General features: G+C 53.3%; 17 protein-coding genes. 2 read left to right on the forward strand and 15 right to left on the reverse strand.

Features of this window, described 5'->3' with window-relative positions; all coding sequences use genetic code 11:
* Window position 1: 1 nt before the first annotated feature.
* The 10 genes from A8O29_RS12885 to pspA form a co-directional block, all read right to left on the reverse strand.
* Window positions 2-790: a 3-dehydro-D-guloside 4-epimerase gene (locus A8O29_RS12885; protein ID WP_125353908.1), complete on the reverse strand. Its 789-nt coding sequence runs from the start codon at window positions 788-790 to the stop codon at window positions 2-4.
* A gap of 19 nt (window positions 791-809) precedes the next feature.
* Window positions 810-1,862 carry a D-guloside 3-dehydrogenase gene (locus tag A8O29_RS12890; protein ID WP_125353907.1) on the reverse strand — a complete coding sequence of 351 codons (1,053 nt, stop codon included), beginning with the start codon at window positions 1,860-1,862 and terminating at the stop codon, window positions 810-812.
* A 27-nt stretch (window positions 1,863-1,889) separates the two neighbouring features.
* A complete protein-coding gene (locus A8O29_RS12895; protein WP_125353906.1) occupies window positions 1,890-2,735 on the reverse strand; it encodes a carbohydrate ABC transporter permease in 846 nt (281 codons plus the stop codon).
* Window positions 2,722-3,603, reverse strand: coding sequence for a carbohydrate ABC transporter permease (locus tag A8O29_RS12900; RefSeq protein WP_125354009.1), 882 nt, complete (start codon window positions 3,601-3,603; stop codon window positions 2,722-2,724). The genes A8O29_RS12895 and A8O29_RS12900 overlap by 14 nt, the downstream gene beginning before the upstream one ends.
* Before the next feature lie 20 nt (window positions 3,604-3,623).
* Window positions 3,624-4,913, reverse strand: a complete 1,290-nt coding sequence (locus tag A8O29_RS12905) for an ABC transporter substrate-binding protein (protein WP_125353905.1) — start codon at window positions 4,911-4,913, stop codon at window positions 3,624-3,626.
* Window positions 4,914-4,925: 12 nt separating this feature from the next.
* Window positions 4,926-6,611, reverse strand: a complete 1,686-nt coding sequence (locus tag A8O29_RS12910) for an alpha-amylase family glycosyl hydrolase (protein WP_275942409.1) — start codon at window positions 6,609-6,611, stop codon at window positions 4,926-4,928.
* Window positions 6,612-6,825: 214 nt separating this feature from the next.
* Entirely contained in the window at window positions 6,826-7,047 is a 222-nt protein-coding gene (pspD, locus tag A8O29_RS12915) for a phage shock protein PspD (protein ID WP_125353903.1), read from the reverse strand.
* Between the two features lie 16 nt (window positions 7,048-7,063).
* Window positions 7,064-7,423: an envelope stress response membrane protein PspC gene (gene pspC, locus A8O29_RS12920; RefSeq protein WP_110507959.1), complete on the reverse strand. Its 360-nt coding sequence runs from the start codon at window positions 7,421-7,423 to the stop codon at window positions 7,064-7,066.
* Window positions 7,423-7,644, reverse strand: coding sequence for an envelope stress response membrane protein PspB (gene pspB / locus A8O29_RS12925; protein ID WP_110507958.1), 222 nt, complete (start codon window positions 7,642-7,644; stop codon window positions 7,423-7,425). The genes pspC and pspB overlap by 1 nt, the downstream gene beginning before the upstream one ends.
* Before the next feature lie 54 nt (window positions 7,645-7,698).
* The gene (gene pspA, locus A8O29_RS12930; protein WP_125353902.1) at window positions 7,699-8,367 is read right to left on the reverse strand and encodes a phage shock protein PspA; all 669 of its coding nucleotides are present in this window, start codon (window positions 8,365-8,367) and stop codon (window positions 7,699-7,701) included.
* Window positions 8,368-8,525: 158 nt separating this feature from the next.
* On the opposite strand from pspA, the gene pspF reads away from it, so the two are divergent.
* Window positions 8,526-9,509 (forward strand): phage shock protein operon transcriptional activator, encoded by a 984-nt coding sequence (gene pspF / locus A8O29_RS12935; RefSeq protein WP_168713851.1) that lies wholly within the window; start codon window positions 8,526-8,528, stop codon window positions 9,507-9,509.
* Window positions 9,510-9,530: 21 nt separating this feature from the next.
* Here the strand turns inward: pspF and A8O29_RS12940 are convergent, their stop codons facing one another.
* Window positions 9,531-10,925, reverse strand: a complete 1,395-nt coding sequence (locus tag A8O29_RS12940) for an MFS transporter (protein ID WP_125353900.1) — start codon at window positions 10,923-10,925, stop codon at window positions 9,531-9,533.
* 27 nt (window positions 10,926-10,952) lie between these two features.
* Window positions 10,953-12,122 (reverse strand): M20 aminoacylase family protein, encoded by a 1,170-nt coding sequence (locus tag A8O29_RS12945; protein ID WP_125353899.1) that lies wholly within the window; start codon window positions 12,120-12,122, stop codon window positions 10,953-10,955.
* Window positions 12,123-12,294: 172 nt separating this feature from the next.
* On the opposite strand from A8O29_RS12945, the gene A8O29_RS12950 reads away from it, so the two are divergent.
* Window positions 12,295-14,610: a helix-turn-helix transcriptional regulator gene (locus A8O29_RS12950; RefSeq protein ID WP_125353898.1), complete on the forward strand. Its 2,316-nt coding sequence runs from the start codon at window positions 12,295-12,297 to the stop codon at window positions 14,608-14,610.
* Window positions 14,611-15,159: 549 nt separating this feature from the next.
* Here A8O29_RS12950 and A8O29_RS12955 read toward each other — a convergent pair.
* The 3 genes from A8O29_RS12955 to A8O29_RS12965 all read right to left on the reverse strand — a co-directional run bounded on the left by A8O29_RS12955 (window position 15,160) and on the right by A8O29_RS12965 (window position 17,045).
* Complete coding sequence (locus A8O29_RS12955; RefSeq protein ID WP_246316611.1) at window positions 15,160-15,579, reverse strand: Imm63 family immunity protein; 420 nt, start codon at window positions 15,577-15,579, stop codon at window positions 15,160-15,162.
* Between the two features lie 342 nt (window positions 15,580-15,921).
* The gene (locus A8O29_RS12960) at window positions 15,922-16,368 is read right to left on the reverse strand and encodes a hypothetical protein (RefSeq protein WP_174081324.1); all 447 of its coding nucleotides are present in this window, start codon (window positions 16,366-16,368) and stop codon (window positions 15,922-15,924) included.
* Between the two features lie 305 nt (window positions 16,369-16,673).
* A complete protein-coding gene (locus tag A8O29_RS12965; protein WP_174081325.1) occupies window positions 16,674-17,045 on the reverse strand; it encodes a hypothetical protein in 372 nt (123 codons plus the stop codon).
* Window positions 17,046-17,081: the final 36 nt, after the last annotated feature.

The raw sequence follows: 17,081 nt of genomic DNA on the forward strand, positions 1-17,081 counted from the left end.
CTCAGCACTCACGCAGGTAAACGAGGGAATCCTGATACGCTTTTGCCAGGTCGGCAGCACGCACGCGGCATTCATACACGACAAACCCGGAATAATTGTCTTCTCGCAACTGGTCAAACAGCGCGGCGAAATTCAGGCTGCCGCTCCCCGGCTGATAACGGTGGTTATCGGCGATATGCACATGGCCGAGCAGATCGCGGTTCGCGTGCAGTGCACCCGCAATATCGTCCTCTTCAATGTTCATGTGATAGAAATCGCCAATGATTTGCGTATGTTTGAGCTGATTGTCGCTCATATAGCCGCGGGCATCCGCCAGGGTGTTGATCATGTGATCCTGATAGCGATTCAACGGTTCAAGCAGAACGGTCGTCCCGGTACGGCCTGCGACCTCGTCCAGGAAACGCAGCGAATCGCTGACCGCTTTTCGATCGCCATCGAGGCTGCGCGGCGAGGTCATCGGCGGCAGACGGAAGGTGAACATTCCCCATGCAGCAGGAACCACGATGCCTTTACTGCCCACTTCCGCCAATGCTTCAAGAATGCGGGCGATTTGCTGTAATCCATTAAGACGACGCTCTTCGATAAAATCCCCGATCCAGCCGTCATAACCACCACAGGCGGTGGTCACTGGCAGCCCGGTTTCTTTGATGGCCGCTTTCACTTCGTCCAGATTATTCACCAACAAACGACCGTCGATTTCATAGCCGTCAAAGCCCATCGCTTTGATGTAGCGGAATTTCTCCAGAATATTTTCCGGGAAGAAGGCCTGATTCTGCGTTGCGATTTTCATGATGTTGCTTTCCTTGCGCTTAAAAAGTGACGCCCATTTTGATACTCAGCTCAGGCTGTTTATCGACGAATTTCATGTAGCTCTCCGGGCTCTCGCTGAACGGCACCACCGGGTCGATCAGGTCGTCACAGTTCAGATAACCGTTCATCAGCAATTCCCAGCAGGTTTCCTCGATACGCTTACGACTCCAGCGCGGATAGTCCGGGTTAGGTTCGCTGCACGCGCGGGAGAAGATGATTTTGGCGTTGTTGAAATGCGCTTCACGCCCGAGGTTGAAGCCTTCGGCAAACGGTTTGGCAAACGCGACGTAGGAAATGGTGCCGCCGTAGGCCAGACCGCGCAGGGCAGATTGCAATGCATCCGCGTAACCGCTGGTCTCGATGATGATGTCGGCGCCCTGCTTACCGGTCAGTTTTTTGATTTCCAGCCCAACGTCGGTGCCGAACGGGTTGAGACACACATCGGCCCCGTGGCGACGCGCTATCTCACAGCGATGACCAATCGGGTCGATGCCAATCACCACCGAGGCTCCCGCTTTTTTCGCCAACTGCACCGCAATTTGACCAATCGCGCCCAGACCAATCACCACCACAAAGTCGCCTACGCGCACGTTGGCATCGCGCACGCCGCTCATCGCGAACTGCGCCGGGTCATAGCAGACGGCGTTTTTCCACGATGCACCGGCGGACATTTTGCGCAATTTGTAGTTATCGACTGCGTTAACGATGACGGTTTCTGCCAACGGGCCGTAGCAGCAGACGCTGTCACCTTCCCGATAGTCTGTCACGTCCGCGCCACACTGAATGATGTCCCCGACCACCATGTTGCCGAGCTGGAATTTGCCGAACTCAATGCCGCGCGGCGCGTTAGCGTCACGGGCGGTAAAGAGCTGCCATTCGGAGTCAAACTGCTCATCAATAAAAGGGCTCGCCGCACGAAAATCAACCACTTCAGTGCCGTATTTTGGCGCGCCGTAACGCACACGGATTTTCACTTCATTTGCCGCTACCGGCGCATCCTGATACTCCACCAGCGCTGCGATGCGCGGGGCTGTTGCCACTAATTTTTTCATCACTGATTCCTTGTCTAACTGACAGCCTCAGCCTTTAACGCCGCCGGCGGTCAAACCACTCTTAATAAAGCGCTCGGAAAGCGCGTACATGATGATGACGGGCAGCGCGGTCACCAGCGATGCGGCCATCATTCGTCCCCAGATATAATCCGGCGTACTGAACAGCGTGTTCAGCCCCACAGGCAGCGTGAAGTTCTCTGCGCTGGAGAGGAAAATCGAGGCAAACAGATAGTCGTTCCACGCCACCATAAAGCAGTACACAAACACCGATATCAGGCCCGACATCGCCAGCGGCACCGTGATACGGAAGATGATTTGCAGCCGATTCAGCCCGTCCATCATCGCCGCCTCCTCAATTTCATCCGGGATGGTGTCGAAGTAGCTTTTCAGCATGAAAATGGCGGTCGGCAGCGTCTGCGTCACCATGGTGAGAATCAGCGCCAGCTCGGTGTCATAAATGCCCAGCGCGGTGATGATTTTGAACAACGGCACCACAAGCAAAATGCCGGAGAACATGTAGACGGTGTAAAAACTGGCGTTGATGGTTTCCCGGCCACGAAAGCGTAGCTTTGACAGCGCCCACGCACCGAGCGTGCCGAGGAACAGTGAGATAGCCGATGAGACAATCGACACCACCAGGCTGTTACGGAAATAACTGACGAACGGGAAAATCAGCGGATTAAAAATGTCGACGTAGTGCTCGAAGGTCCATTGCTGCGGTAGTAACGTTGGATGCAGCGAGATAGCCTCTTTCGCGCTCTTGAACGAGGTCATCAGCATCACAAAGAACGGAAACAGCGTGAAGCCGAGGAACAGCGCCAGCCCGACGTAAAACAGCGCGGAGCTCCTGCGACGTTGTTTATTTGTTGCCATTGAAATTCACCCGTTTTCTGGTCAGCAGAATCACTGCGAAAATGATCACAAACAGCACCACGGAAATTGCCGCTGCCTTGCCCAAATCGTTAAAGGCAAACGCCGTTTTATACAGATAGACGCCAAGAATATTGACCTTGGTGGTCAGCAGATAGACATCGGCGAACATGTAGAACATCCAGATGGTGCGCAGTGTCACCACGGTCGCCAGCACCGGCATGATCGCCGGCAGCGTGACGATGCGAAAACGCTGCCACCCGTTCGCGCCGTCCATTTCCGCCGCTTCGTACAGCGATTTATCGATGGTCTGCAAAATGGCCAGAAACGAGATAAAGGCATAAGGGAAATAGCGCCAGATGGCGAACAGCACCACCAACACAAAACTGCTGTTCGGATTGTCGAACCACAGTGGCGCCTGTTTATACAGCCCCAGCACATCGACGCCGAGATAGTTCACGATCCCGTAGCCGTTGTTGAACATGTATTTCCACGCGAAAACCAGCGAGATTGACGGCGTTACGTAGGACAACAGCACCAGCGAGCGCGCCGTTTTGCGCAGACGAAATTCGCGGTTGAAAAACACCGCCACCGCCAGCCCCAATCCCGTACTGCCCAGCACCACTAGCGCGGTGTACCAGAAGGTCATCCACAACGAATGCCAGAAACCCGGATCGCTAAGAATGCGCGTGTAGTTATCCAGCCCGACGAAGGTCGACGCGATGCGTGGGTTCAACGGCAGGCGCAGAAAACTGATTTCGATATTGGAGACCATCGGCCAGGCCACCAGCCCGGCCAGCAGCAACAGGCTGGGGCCGAGTAGCATCATGGCAAACGGTAAGTCGGAGCGGCCCGACATCAACTTCTTCATCATCCCGTTTCCTGCCTGTTTCATGGCTGTTGTACGAGAGCATCGAGGCGTTTTTGCCCCTCAGCCAACAGCGGTTCAATCGGTTTTTTACCTACCGTCGCGGCGTTGACCATGGCGCTGATGGTTCCGGAACCGGTGACATCGCCCATACGGGTAAAGTTTTTATCGCCGACAGCACCGAATACCTTCACGTTCGGGTATTGGGCGATCAGCTCATACGGCAACTGGCCGAAGGCTTTAATCACCGCGTTATCTTTCCAGGTGGCGGTTTCAACCACGCCTTTGGTCATTGGCAGCGCCGCCCCCGGCGACATCATCACCCAGTCGGCGGAGTTCTGTGGTTTCTCCATCCAGGTGACAAACTTCTCAGCCGCCTCTGTCTGCGCTTTCTCCTGACCGGACGTAATGGTCAACGAGGTAACCATGCCGTACGCCGCAGACGTGGCTTGTGTCGGCACCATAAAGCCCAGATTTTCAGGTTTACCTTCTTTGTACACCGCCGGGAGAATGTAGGTGGAGTACATCGCCATCGGCGCGGAGCCGTTCATAAAGGCATCTTTAATCTCCATCACGTCGTTGGATCCCGGCATGGTGGTGGTGGCTAAATCGCGATAGAACGCCAGTGTGCTGCGCATTTCCGGGGTATCGAGTGAGATACCGCCCTGACTGTTAAACACGTTGGCGTTGTTCGACAGTGCAAACTGTGAGAACGCCTGCTCGGTCATCACGCTTTCTGCGGTCGGCAGCGCGATGCCGTACTTTTTCATCGAAGGGTTGCTCATCGCCTTGCTGGCGGCTAACAACTCCTGCCAGTTGTGCGGTTCCGCGATCCCCGCAGCCGCTAGCATGTCTTTGTGATACCAGACGCCAGAAAGCCATGCGCTAATTGGCGCCCCTGTCCAGGCTGTTCCGTCTTCGGTGCGCACGATGCGTAATACGCCGTCGTAGAAATTATCCTCACCGGAATCGGCGATGGATTTAGCAATGGCGTTACGGTCGAGTAATTGCTCTTTATCCAGCACTTTGGCGTAGTCATGGCTGACTTCCATCACCGCAGGCAACGCCCCGGTTCGCGCCAGGGTAATAACTTTGGTATTAAACGCATCCTCTTCAACCGGGACCGGTTTAACGACTATGCCCGGATTCTCTTTTTCAAAGCGCTCAATTAATTTCGTGATCACCGCCTGGCGCTCTTGCTCCACCGACGAATGCATAAATTCGATCGTGACGGTTTTATTATCATCCCGACACCCTGAAATTAGGGCGCAGGAAACCAGTGCTGTTACCAGCACAGTTTTTGCCATTTTCATTTGTTCTTCCTTTTATTTAGAATCTATCCACATAACCTGCCAGGGCGCGAGATTAAATTCACCCTCAGTTATATTACAACCGCTTATTAATTCCCGCGCTGTGCCATATTTTTGAAAAACACTCTGGGGTTGGTCACTGAAATTAAATAAACACGTAATACGTTGGTTATTTTCCGCCGTACGCGTAATTTGCAATACGCTGCGATTGATCGCGGTAAATTCGGCTTTGGCATTCGGATGAAAAGCGGGGTGTTCACGACGCAATGCAATCAGCTGCGACAGTCGATGATAGACCCGTTGACGCAGACTGCCCGCCTGAGACATTGCCGTTTCGATTTCATCCAGGTCGTATTTCTGGCGGTTGATAGCCCGGTTATAGCCTGCTTTTTCAACGCCGGCATAATCATTACGAGAACCCAGAATGCTTTGAATGTAGATGGCTGGCACGCCTGGGAAACTGAGCAACACTGCATGGGCCAGCACAAAACGGGCAATGCGCTCGTCATCACTACTGGCTTTCGGGCTGAGTGCATCTATGTAGGTGACGTTGATTTCGTACGGGCTACGGCTGCCGTCCGGGTTATTCTTCCAGTTGACCAACGCGCCCTGCTGCTGCAATTTTTCAACCAGTTGCAGAATATCTTCCTCTGGCAGAATGCCGCGCAGCGGGTTGAGCCCAACTCCGTCATGAGAGGCAAGGAAGTTAAACCAGGTGGTGTCCGTCGATGGCAGCGCCAGACTCTGCGCCCAACCGCAAAGCGTTTCAACATTGGCGCTGTGCATGGCATGCAGCACCAGCGGCGGCAGAGAGAACTGATACACCATCTGCGCTTCGTCATGACCATTGCCAAAATAGGCAATGTTGTCTTTATGGGGAACGTTAGTTTCAGTGATGATCACCGTGCCCGGGGCGACCTCTTCCGCGATGGCGCGAAAAAGCTTAATTAACGCGTGCGTTTGCGGCAGATGAATGCAGGAGGTGCCCGGTACTTTCCACATGAAACCGACGGCATCCAGACGCACGTAATCCGCGCCCTGCTCCAGGTAATGCAGCAGAACGTTGACCATCGCAATCAGCACTTCTGGCTCGGCAAAATTAAGGTCGATTTGATCGTCGCTGAACGTGGTCCACAAATGACGCACTGACGCATCGCTTAAGGTAAACGGCGACAACAATGGCAAGGCGCGGGGACGGGTCACGGCGGACAGGTCAGTATCGGGGTCAATGGCGATAAAGAAGTTTTCGAAGCCAGGTTCCTGGCGCAGATAGCGGGCAAACCATTCACTTTTTGCGGACATATGGTTGCAGACAAAATCAAACATCAGCTTTGACGATCGCTTGAGGTCGGCAACGTCCTGCCAGTCTCCCGACGCCGGTTCCACCTGATGATAATCAACCACCGAGAATCCATCGTCGGACGACCACGGATAAAAAGGTAAAAGATGAACGTGGGAAAAATGCTCTTTAAGCCATCGATTAAAAAAATGGGTAAATATCGGCAGGCTTTTCTTTCCCTCTGAACGAAATTGATCAGCGTAGGTAATTAATACCACATCCTGCTGATCCCAGTTCATTTTACGGCGTTCGATAATACGTGATTTTGCTTTTTCAATATCTGAAAAAAGCCGCGTTTCCTGGTGCGTTAAAAATGAATTGCCATACACACTATCAATCAGAGATTTTATTTTTGAGTTCACGTTTATTTTCCATGGTAGCGGTCCCACGGATTGAAATCTACTCTCCGTAAAATGCGATGTCAACGCGACGGGCATGGGAAAAAACGCAAAAAGAGGATCTGTAGCCGCTCGAATGCATTAATTGTGAACTGCCGCAAAAAAATGAGGTAAATGATGCAAAGAAAGGTGAAAAAAAGAAGGTAAGAAAAGAAAGGGGGAGCGCCCTCCCCGTCTGTCAGGAGAAATACTTGCGTGACATGCGGCTGGCAAGGCGAGCCAGCACCGGTTCAAGCGCCACCGCCAGCAGCATTTTAATCGGGCGGCGAGCGACGGATTTGATAGCCCAACCGGCAACGCCCGCCGGGCCGTAACGCAGTGCGGTCAGCAAAACCAGCTTGCCCGCGATTTTCAGTCCGGGTTTCACTTTCTGCCCGGTACGTTGCCATGTTGAATTCATCAAATGCCTCTCTCAATTACAGCTGGCGAAAACGGCTGCGTAGCGAAAACGTGTCGGAGGTGACGTAGCGTTCCATTTCACGCAGACGCTTTTCACCCGCCGCCAGCTCGGCATCCACCGCGTTCAGCAGTTCGCCGCTGGACGGCATTTTCTCGCCGTACATTTCATTGTCAGGGATCGGGTCGAGGGCAAACGTCATGATGATGTAAGCCACAACCACGAAGAAGAACAGGCCAAAAATCATGGCCAGCACGGTTATCAGACGCACCAGTTTCACCGGAACGTCGAGCCAGTGTGCAATCCCGGCACACACGCCCTTCACCATGCCCTGCTGAGGAATACGCCACAGCTTTTTACTGAAATCTAATCCCGCCATTATTGTTCTCTCCAGTTCGGATGTTCCGCGTCGAGAATATGTTCCAGCGCCTGAATGCGTTCCCGCATCCGTTTTGCCTCATCCGTCAGCTGCGATAAACGCTGCTGCTCGCTTTGCGACAAATCAGCGCCGGAGCGGTTGCTGTAATGCAGCCACAGCCAGACCGGCAGGACAAACAGCACAAACAACGTCAACGGTATGGCCAGAAAAAGCGCGCTCATGGGGTCTCCTTACAGATGATGAGCGGCGGTGCATTCAGCACCGCCTGAAAATGATTATTCGTTATCCTGTTTCATTTTGGCGCGCAGCTCAGCGATTTGCGCGCTGATGTGGTCATCGGCCTTCAGTTCTGCAAACTGCTGATCCAGCGTTTTCTGTTTGCCAAAACCTTGGCTTTCCGCTTCGGCTTCCATGTGATCGATACGACGTTCGAAAGACTCAAAACGCGCCATCGCTTCGTCGATTTTACCGCTGTCCAGCTGACGGCGCACATCACGGGAAGAACTCGCCGCCTGATGACGCAAGGTCAGCGCCTGCTGACGAGCGCGGGTTTCGCTGAGTTTATTTTCCAGCTCACCGATCTCTTTTTTCATGCGGGTCAGCGTTTCATCGACCAGCGTGATTTCACCTTCCAGGGTGCTGATAATGTCGGTCAGTTTCTGTTTTTCGATCAGCGCCGCACGCGCCAGATCTTCTTTCTCTTTACGCAGCGCCAGCTCGGCTTTTTCCTGCCATTCGGCTTGCTGCGCGTTAGCCTGCTCTACGCGGCGCGTCAGCTGTTTCTTTTCAGCCAGCGCTCGGGCCGAAGTGGAACGCACTTCTACCAGCGTGTCTTCCATTTCCTGAATCATCAGGCGGACCAGTTTTTGCGGATCTTCAGCCTTCTCCAGCAGTGAGTTGATGTTGGCGTTCACGATGTCGGCAAAACGAGAAAAAATACCCATAATTCAAATCCTCATACGTTCAGTTCTATTATCGGGCATGGCCCTGCTGATGAGATAATACAAATGCCGTGCCAACTTTTTATGTTATTGATTTTACACGCACTGGTTGAATTGTGTCTCTCTGACGGCTACAGTGAGATGGCGAATTACACCAACTAGTGGCGAATTTCATCATGGCAGAATACAAGGACAACCTGCTCGGCGAAGCGAACAGCTTTCTCGAGGTGCTGGAACAGGTTTCACGGCTGGCGCCGCTGGATAAGCCGGTGCTGGTTATCGGCGAGCGCGGCACCGGGAAAGAGCTTATTGCCAACCGCCTGCACTTCCTTTCCTCGCGCTGGCAAGGCCCGTTTATCTCGCTGAACTGCGCGGCGCTGAATGAAAACCTGCTCGACTCTGAGCTGTTCGGCCATGAAGCGGGGGCTTTTACCGGTGCGCAGAAGCGCCATCCGGGGCGATTTGAACGCGCCGACGGCGGTACGCTGTTCCTGGACGAACTGGCGACTGCGCCGATGCTGGTGCAGGAGAAATTACTGCGGGTGATTGAATACGGCGAACTGGAACGCGTGGGCGGCAGCCAGCCGTTGCAGGTCAACGTGCGTCTGGTGTGCGCCACCAATGCCGATTTGCCGCAGATGGTCAGCGACGGTACCTTCCGCGCCGACCTTCTCGACCGTCTGGCATTTGACGTGGTGCAGCTTCCACCGCTGCGTGAACGGCAAACGGACATCATGCTGATGGCAGAACATTTTGCCATTCAGATGTGTCGGGAGCTCAACCAGCCGCTGTTTCCGGGCTTTACCGATCACGCGCGTGAAACCTTGCTCGGCTACCGCTGGCCGGGAAATATTCGTGAACTGAAAAACGTGGTCGAACGGTCGGTCTATCGCCACGCCAGTTTTGAAGCGCCGCTGGATAACATCATTCTCGACCCGTTCCAGCGCCCGGTCACGGTAGAAGACGTAGCTGAAACCAGCGCCCTTTCCCTGCCGCTGGATTTACGGGAATTTCAGCAGCAGCAAGAAAAAGGCCTGCTGCAGCAAGCGCTACAACAGGCCCGATTCAATCAGAAAAAAGCGGCTGAACTACTGGGACTTACCTACCATCAGTTACGGGCGTTGTTGAAGAAGCATCAGCTCTGAGCATATCTTTGCCCGGCGGCGCTATGCTTTCGCGGGCTTACTCAGTAATACCGCGCTCGCCAGCATTGAACCCAGGCACAGTGCGCTGTTGAACAACAGCGCATACTGCGCGGCGTGAGCCATGCCTAACGGCAGCAGCATGGCGTAAATTGATGCCGTCACCGCAATGCCCATCGCGCCACCCAGCGAACTGCCCATTTTGTAGATGCCGGAGGCCACGCCCACTTTCTCTTCCGGCGCGTTCACAACGGCGGTGTCAGTCGACGGCGTGGCGTAGCAGCCGAGGCCTAATCCCAACAGAACGTTGCTGAAGAACACGATGCCGATGTAAACCGACTTTTCAAGGAAGGTGCACGAAATCAGCGCCACGCCGACGCAGGCAATCACCGGGCCGAACATCATCGGCAGGCGCGCCCCGTAACGCTGGAGGAGCTTTTCACCGACACGGATCATCACCAGCACCGTGACCAGATAACCCATGGTCATCATCCCGGTCTGGAACGCCGACATGTGATGCCCTTGCTGCAACCAGATGCTGGTGATCATCAGCGTACCGATGCAGCCATTAAGCATGAAGTTCGACAGCACCGCCCCGCTGTAGGCGCGATTTTTAAACAGCGCGAAATCAATCAGCGCCTCATCGCCTTTGCGCAAGCCCGAACGAATGAACCACAGCGTCGCCAGCACCGCCCCACTCAGCAGAGAAAGCGACAGGCCGCTAGTCCATCCCCAGCTGTGACCTTTGGTGATAAACAGGTTCAGCATCACCAGTGCGGTAACAAAGCTGAACAGACCACCGAGATCGAGTTTACGGTTTTGCGCACTTTCACTGCGGCTTTCCGGTGTCCCACGAATCAGTAAAAAAGACACCAGCGCGGCCACCATCGAGAACACGAAAATCCAGCGCCAGCCCAGGCCGGTAGCGATCGCGCCCCCTACAAACGAACACAGCCCGCTGCCGCCCCAGGAACCAATCACCCAGAAGCTGATCGCCCGCTGACGGGCTTTGCCTTCATACCAGGTTTTGATCAGCGCCAGGGTCGCAGGCATGATGCACGCCGCCGATAATCCCTGAACCACTCTGCCCGCCAGAAACAATACCGGGCCGTGCGACAACACCAGCAGCGCGCTGCCGATGATGCTGAGCACCAGGCCGATAAGCGTCAGGCGTACGCGGCCAAATTTATCCGCCAGCCCGCCGCTGGCGACCACAAAGCAGCCGCTGAATAAAGCACTTAGGCTGACCGCCAGGGTCAGCGTTTCCAGTGAAATATCGAGACTGCTTTTCATCGCCGGAACTACGTTGATAACCGACTGGGCAAACAGCCAGAAGGTCAAAACGCTCAGAACAATGCCCATCAGCAGCCGGTCGTTACCGGCAAACGGACGGGTTTCTGTCAGGGGAACGGTACTCATCGTGCGGCCCTCCTTCGTGTTCGGTCATCAACGCAGATAGTGTTCGGTCAGCCCGCTCCACAATGCCGCGCCGGTGATGAGGATCTTATCGTTGAAGTCATATCCCGGGTTATGCACCATGCAGCGATCCGGCTCGTCGCCCGCGCCGATGGTGAAATAGCAGCCGTTCGGGTTCTTCTCGAGCATGAACGCAAAATCTTCACTGCCCATAAACGAACCGATGGTGACCACTTCATCCTTGCCAAACAGATCGCCCGCGACGTTGCGCACCATTTCGTTTGCCGCCGGGTCGTTTTTCAGCACCGGGCTGCCGTTGACGTGCGTCAGAGTGGCCGTGGCGTTGAAGCTTTCCGCCTGAGCGATGGCGATGTCATGAATGCGCTGCAATACGGTCTGGCGTACTTTTTCGCTGAGGGTGCGCACGGTGAGTTTCATCAGCACTTTTTCGTTGATGATGTTTGGCGCGTGTCCGGCCTGAATGCTGCCGACGGTAACAACCGCGGGCTCGAACGGCGTGATGTTGCGCGAGACAATCGACTGCAGCGCCACGGTGATATGACACGCCACGAGCGTGGCATCTACGGTATGTTCCGGCACCGCGCCATGACCGCCTTTGCCGGTCACTTCAATGTGCAATGTGTCGGATGAGGCCATCATTGCGCCATCGTGCAGGCCAATTTTGCCGATTTTTTGCGACGGCATGTTGTGCAGACCGAAAATATGGTCACAGGGAAACTTATCGAATAAGCCGTCCTCGACCATGACGCGTCCGCCGTATAACAGCTCTTCCGCTGGCTGGAAAATGACGTGTAGCGTGCCGCTGAAATTACGCGTACGTGCCAGATATTCTGCCGCGTACAGCAGCGTGGTGGTGTGACCATCGTGGCCACAGCCGTGGAATTTACCGTCGGTTTTACTGGCCCACTCTTTGCCACTGCTCTCCTGCATCGGCAGCGCATCCATGTCGGCGCGGATGCCGAGCCGTTTGCTGCCGTTGCCCACTTTCAGGGTACCGACCACGCCGGTGCCGGCCAGGCCACGATGTACCTCGTATCCCCATTGGGTCAGCAGGCGCGCGACCTGCTCGCTGGTTTGATGTTCTTCGAAGCCGATTTCCGGATGCTGATGAAAGTGACGGCGCAGTTCGATGAACTGCTCTTCGGTGCCCTGCAGCGCTTCAACAATTGGATGTGTCATTTTTGTTATCCCTTTATTGCTTCACAGTGATAATGTCGAGTTTATGCCGCCACAATCCCGGCAAAGTGCGTTTATTTGTTGTGAAGTAACGCATTCTTAATGACTGTTTTTCATACAATTCAGTTATGACAAAAAACAACAGGTTCTCTTTTGTCTTGATGTGAGGTGAGTCATGGATCAAAGCGGCAGTGAGTTTGCAGTTACCGTTCTGGATGTGCGACAGCTCAGCCAGGAAGAGAGCAATGGTCTGACGCTACTGTGGATGCTGGAAGGCAGCGCGGAGCTGCAAACCCAGGAGCGGCGGCAAGCGCTCGAGACCGAGAGTCTGACCGTGATCAACCGTAATCAGCGCTGGCAGCTTTCGAGCGACGCCCCTAACGCTACATTACAGGTCACGCTTTCCGGGCACTGGCTCACCAGGCTGTACAGCGACATTTTTACCCATGACTACCACATTCCCGATGAAACTAGCGGCAGCTGGCCGCAGTGCGACGAGCTGCGACATTTATTACGCCAACTGTTGGTCGTCACGCTGATTAATCATCAGAGTCGCTACCGGCTGGAGGCCAACCGCTGGCTCGGCGAAATCCTGCTGTTACTGACTACCCGCTTTCAGCAACCGGCGCGCATCAGCCAGCGGCTGGATAATCCGGGCTGGAGTAAGCGCATCACGCAGGTCGTGGAACGCATTGACGCCAGCTATACCCGGCGCATCACCCTGGCGGAAATTGCTGCGGCGGAGTTTGTGTCCGAAGCCTGGCTATCCCGGCTGTTTCGCAAGGAGGTCGGGGTCAGTTTTATGCAGTACATCACTACCCTGCGACTGGAAAAGGCGGCGGATGCACTGCGCCTGACCAACCGCCCGCTGCACCAGATTGCCCTGGAACAAGGGTTCGCCAGCACCCGCATGATGAGTGACCTGTTTCGCCGCCATCACAATATGACGCCGCGTGAGTTCCGCCGCCTGCGACAAAATACGTCCGCTGGCGCTCGGCCACGAATGACCACCAGCGACAGCCTTTTCCCGGTAGCGGTCGATCGATTGTTCAGCCTGCTGAATGAGCCAGAGACGCGAGGCTGGGAGCCGTCGCCGATGACGCTGCATCAGCAGCAGGAACGCGTGGTGGATTTACGTGATTTTGATTCGCGCGTCGCCCCGCTGCGTCACACGCGAGTGATGATTACCCTACGCGAACTTGACGATTTGCTTCGCGAAGATGTGCGCCGGGAACTGGAGACGCTCGACGCGCAGATCCCGATTTACGGAATCGACATCACTGAACCATTCCTGAGCAGCCGCCTGTTTGCCACCGGCTGGGACGACCCGCTGATGGCGGGCTACGCGTGCTGGTATAACCTGCATCAGATTTTCATCTGGCTGGCGGAGAAAAAATGGACCGTGCTTCTGCACACCGGGCTGACAACGCGGGCCGATTTGCTGCGTCATTTCCTGCAACAGTCGGTCAACCATTTTCCCGCAGAGGTGACCGCGGGCTGGCAGTTCGTCTGGCACTGGTCATCGCAGGCCAGCGAGGATACCCGGCAAAATGTCTGGCAGACCCAACGTTCAGCAATCAATGAATTTCTGCCACGTACCAAATTTGGCCTGTGGCACCGCTTTGCAGTGAACAGTTTGCCCGAGCATGACGAGGCACTTTTTAACTCCTCAATTCTAAAACAGGCCGATTTTCTGGCCTGCCCGGCAGATGCTAATGAACTGCTGGATTTAGCGCAGCTCGATCCCGCCCGGCTTGCCTCCACGGAAAACTACCCGGTTCTAAAGATTCGACAGATACAGACTGCGCTTCGCCAGCAGCAGCGAACCTTGCCGCTGTGGCTGCTCTCCTGGAATACGCTGACCGGCAATACTCGCGCCACTAACGGCTGGTTTTTCCGCGGCGCGCTGCTGATGCACAATCTGCTGGGGCTGTCGGAACAGGTCTGGCTGGCGGGGTTCTGGCTCAATTCAGGTTTGCAGGGCGAAGCGCGCACCAACGACACGCTCGACACCTCAAGCCTGGCGCTGCAATACAATCACGGCCTGCCGCGCCCTATTTATTGGGTGCTGTGGCTGTGGCAAAGACTTCGCGGTGAGGTGCTGGTTAATGACAAAAACTTGCTGCTGTTGCGCCATGAAGGACGTTACCAGCTGCTACTGCGCAACACGGTAGTTTTCAACCCGTGGCTTTCCAGCGAAGAAGCTTTTATTCAACGTTTTCGCCAGCAGTACCGCATTCAGCTGCAAGGGCTCAGCGGAAAATGGCGCATCAAATCGCATCTTTACGACCAGCATAACGGCGCGCTCTACCCGCTGCTGGACGCATTTACTGTCGCCAGCGGTCCCGACGAAGAAGTGTGGCGCTGGGCCAGACACAAAGCCCGCCCGACGCTGGGGGTTTGCGATGAACATCTCCACGACGGCTGGCAGACCACCGATTCGCTGGAGAGCAACGCGCTGGTGCTTTACGAGCTAATGCCGATTGTTTGAGGGTGTCTATATAAATCCGGGCCGAGAGAGCAATAAAAAACCGCCCGGTGAAACAGGCGGTTATTGCGTAGCGAGACTACTTGAGCGGCGGGTCCACATCATCCGGCATTCCAGGGTCTAACGGGTCAAGAGGGTCCGGAATATCGGGAACGGTGTCCCCAGGGAGCGGTTCATCTACGGGTACGGGGTCAACCAATACTGGACGTCCCGACATAATTCCTCCGTTGAGCGATGAGTATAGTGTCAGCGAGAACAGCTATTTTTTACTTTTCTGCGGGCTTTTCTCGTTGTCTTTCGGCGTATTATCCGGTTTTTTCGGTGCGTCTTTGCTCGCGTTCGTTGAATAATTTTTCATGAATTACTCCGGTAGGTATACAGCAAGATGCTGTCTGTTCAGTATAGGGTTGCTCACTGAATAAGCTATACGAGGCGGGGATGTACCCTACTTCTAAAAATGATTGTGTCGGTTTCTATCCAATTGATTTGGAATCAAAAACTCCTACAGAGATTCAAAGGTTGAGTGTAAAAGATAATTTAGTATCTATTGTCTCAGGAATCAAAAGGATGCTTTTGAATAATTTCAGCCAGTTCAATTCGTTTTCGGGTAGCCCATTCAGGTTTGATGCTCAACATAAGTTGGTACTGCTTCCTGAAATATACCACTCTAAAATCATTATTGGGCAACCGTTTACTGGCAGCATAGTGTGAAGCCATTGCGTGTACGCCCGATTCAGTAAACCAATATAAAATCTCGTCGTCGCTAGTGGTTATTTTCCTTTCAATTTCACAGCCTCTTTCACTGACAATAAAGTGATATTCATTGTCATGAATTTCAAGGAATGGCGTAGCGAGACCATCGGGGTAGTCGGGGATGATGAAATGAAACTTTGGCCTCTTGCCACAACCGATTATTTCACCAATTTCAAGCAATTCTTTTCTGAGTTCCGTTAACGTTTTTATTTTCAGCACGCCTCTTTAAAAGCCAACCACTCTACCCAGACATTTTTCGGGTCAAGATCGGGATAGCCCCGCTCCCGTAGCAAATCATCAGTAATCTTTTGAGATAATCGGACAGTCGTTGCATTGTCACGAATATCCTCAACTTCCTCTTGCAAAGAGACCTCCCAAGCTCCTTTTCTTGGGCATACATGAGGGCTGTCAACGCAGGCACAAACACAATTGTCATTTAATCTTTTCCCCTGCTTTAAGTTCGATATCTATCATATGGACATATAAGCCATGGAGTTTTTTTTTAGACTCATAATTTCAGGAGCTGTCTTTTCGCCGGTGACATACAAATCCTATGAACGATTACTGAGCCAATAATATGCAATTTTCTTGATTGTAGGCTGCAACACCTGCACTCTCAGGAATCGTCCGCTCATTGGGAGCATAAATATTACCTACTCGCTGGGTCTCAACCATCGTGGTCCACTGGAGAAGTCGGCCCATAAGAAGCTGTTTATCGAGTCTGTTTCTCTCAACCAAAATGGACCATGTCATAGGAATAGTGCTGGAAATTGCTTTTGCGTTGAAATCTTTACTCAAAGCATTATCGACATATTTACCGATGTTATCATTGAACACTGTGGACAGTTTTCCGTATGCATCCTGTTTATCCTCCCCGGCGACCTCGAGATATGCCATGCATTTAGCTGCCTGATGAGCTTTTATCCCACTAAGAATGGAATCATCAATTGAGTCTGCATGCGCATAGGAAGCGGCCAGCAAGCATGCAACCATTATCATTTTCTTCATTACAAATTCACCAAAACAATAAAATCCATGGATGTATCATGCATCAAAGTAAACACATTGCGTTGAATTAATTCCTGATTTTTTGGTGAGGCTGCGTCAGTGGTTCAGTTAATTTCAACCGTGTTTTGTGCGCGTAACTCTCATTCATATTGATTAATCGTAAACGCAAGGGTTTCTGTCGCCATCTCATTGGAGAGGGCACGACACCATCTTTTTACCGTACTCACTGTTTCTCGTTCAAACACGTCCTTCGAAGTGGATGATACAATCTGAATATTTCAGGATGCCCATCCTCTCCCACCTCTCTATTTTGTTCTTTGGCAGATGACTGCATTAGCACCCAAGAACTTATCGTCCCACGGCCCATTAGAGCCAGTCTGATCCAGCTCTGTCACCAGGAGCGAATAATAACCTCTACCCATAAATGTTAAGTCGATCAAGGTGGTCAATTTCTTATTGCCGTGATATCCCTGAGCCTGCAACCTTTCCTCGCTCAGTTCAGAGACTTTGGCTTCAAAATCACCATTGATAACGACGTTATTATCATCAACCACATGAATCGACACACCTGTCTGGCATTCAAAATGCATTGATTGTCCCTTATCTATGGGCTTTATCATCTCTGCATGCGTAGCCGTCGAGAGAGCTAAGACCGCTACCACAACCATCATTTTCATTATTATTTCTACCCTCGATCGAAAGAGTTTAATGTT

The sequence above is a fragment of the Scandinavium goeteborgense genome, assembly GCF_003935895.2.
In the GTDB taxonomy this organism is placed as follows: Bacteria; Pseudomonadota; Gammaproteobacteria; order Enterobacterales; family Enterobacteriaceae; genus Scandinavium; species Scandinavium goeteborgense.

What these genes read in the sequence shown, in the direction of transcription:
- A8O29_RS12900 (WP_125354009.1), bottom strand. Translation starts at nt 3,603, where the DNA reads ATGAAGAAGTTGATGTCGGGCCGCTCCGACTTACCGTTTGCCATGATG.
- A8O29_RS12940 (WP_125353900.1), bottom strand. Translation starts at nt 10,925, where the DNA reads ATGAGTACCGTTCCCCTGACAGAAACCCGTCCGTTTGCCGGTAACGAC.
- A8O29_RS12885 (WP_125353908.1), bottom strand. Translation starts at nt 790, where the DNA reads ATGAAAATCGCAACGCAGAATCAGGCCTTCTTCCCGGAAAATATTCTG.
- A8O29_RS12905 (WP_125353905.1), bottom strand. Translation starts at nt 4,913, where the DNA reads ATGAAAATGGCAAAAACTGTGCTGGTAACAGCACTGGTTTCCTGCGCC.
- A8O29_RS12950 (WP_125353898.1), top strand. Translation starts at nt 12,295, where the DNA reads ATGGATCAAAGCGGCAGTGAGTTTGCAGTTACCGTTCTGGATGTGCGA.
- pspB (WP_110507958.1), bottom strand. Translation starts at nt 7,644, where the DNA reads ATGAGCGCGCTTTTTCTGGCCATACCGTTGACGTTGTTTGTGCTGTTT.
- A8O29_RS12890 (WP_125353907.1), bottom strand. Translation starts at nt 1,862, where the DNA reads ATGAAAAAATTAGTGGCAACAGCCCCGCGCATCGCAGCGCTGGTGGAG.
- A8O29_RS12895 (WP_125353906.1), bottom strand. Translation starts at nt 2,735, where the DNA reads ATGGCAACAAATAAACAACGTCGCAGGAGCTCCGCGCTGTTTTACGTC.
- pspC (WP_110507959.1), bottom strand. Translation starts at nt 7,423, where the DNA reads ATGGCGGGATTAGATTTCAGTAAAAAGCTGTGGCGTATTCCTCAGCAG.
- pspD (WP_125353903.1), bottom strand. Translation starts at nt 7,047, where the DNA reads ATGAATTCAACATGGCAACGTACCGGGCAGAAAGTGAAACCCGGACTG.
- A8O29_RS12965 (WP_174081325.1), bottom strand. Translation starts at nt 17,045, where the DNA reads ATGAAAATGATGGTTGTGGTAGCGGTCTTAGCTCTCTCGACGGCTACG.
- A8O29_RS12960 (WP_174081324.1), bottom strand. Translation starts at nt 16,368, where the DNA reads ATGAAGAAAATGATAATGGTTGCATGCTTGCTGGCCGCTTCCTATGCG.
- pspA (WP_125353902.1), bottom strand. Translation starts at nt 8,367, where the DNA reads ATGGGTATTTTTTCTCGTTTTGCCGACATCGTGAACGCCAACATCAAC.
- A8O29_RS12945 (WP_125353899.1), bottom strand. Translation starts at nt 12,122, where the DNA reads ATGACACATCCAATTGTTGAAGCGCTGCAGGGCACCGAAGAGCAGTTC.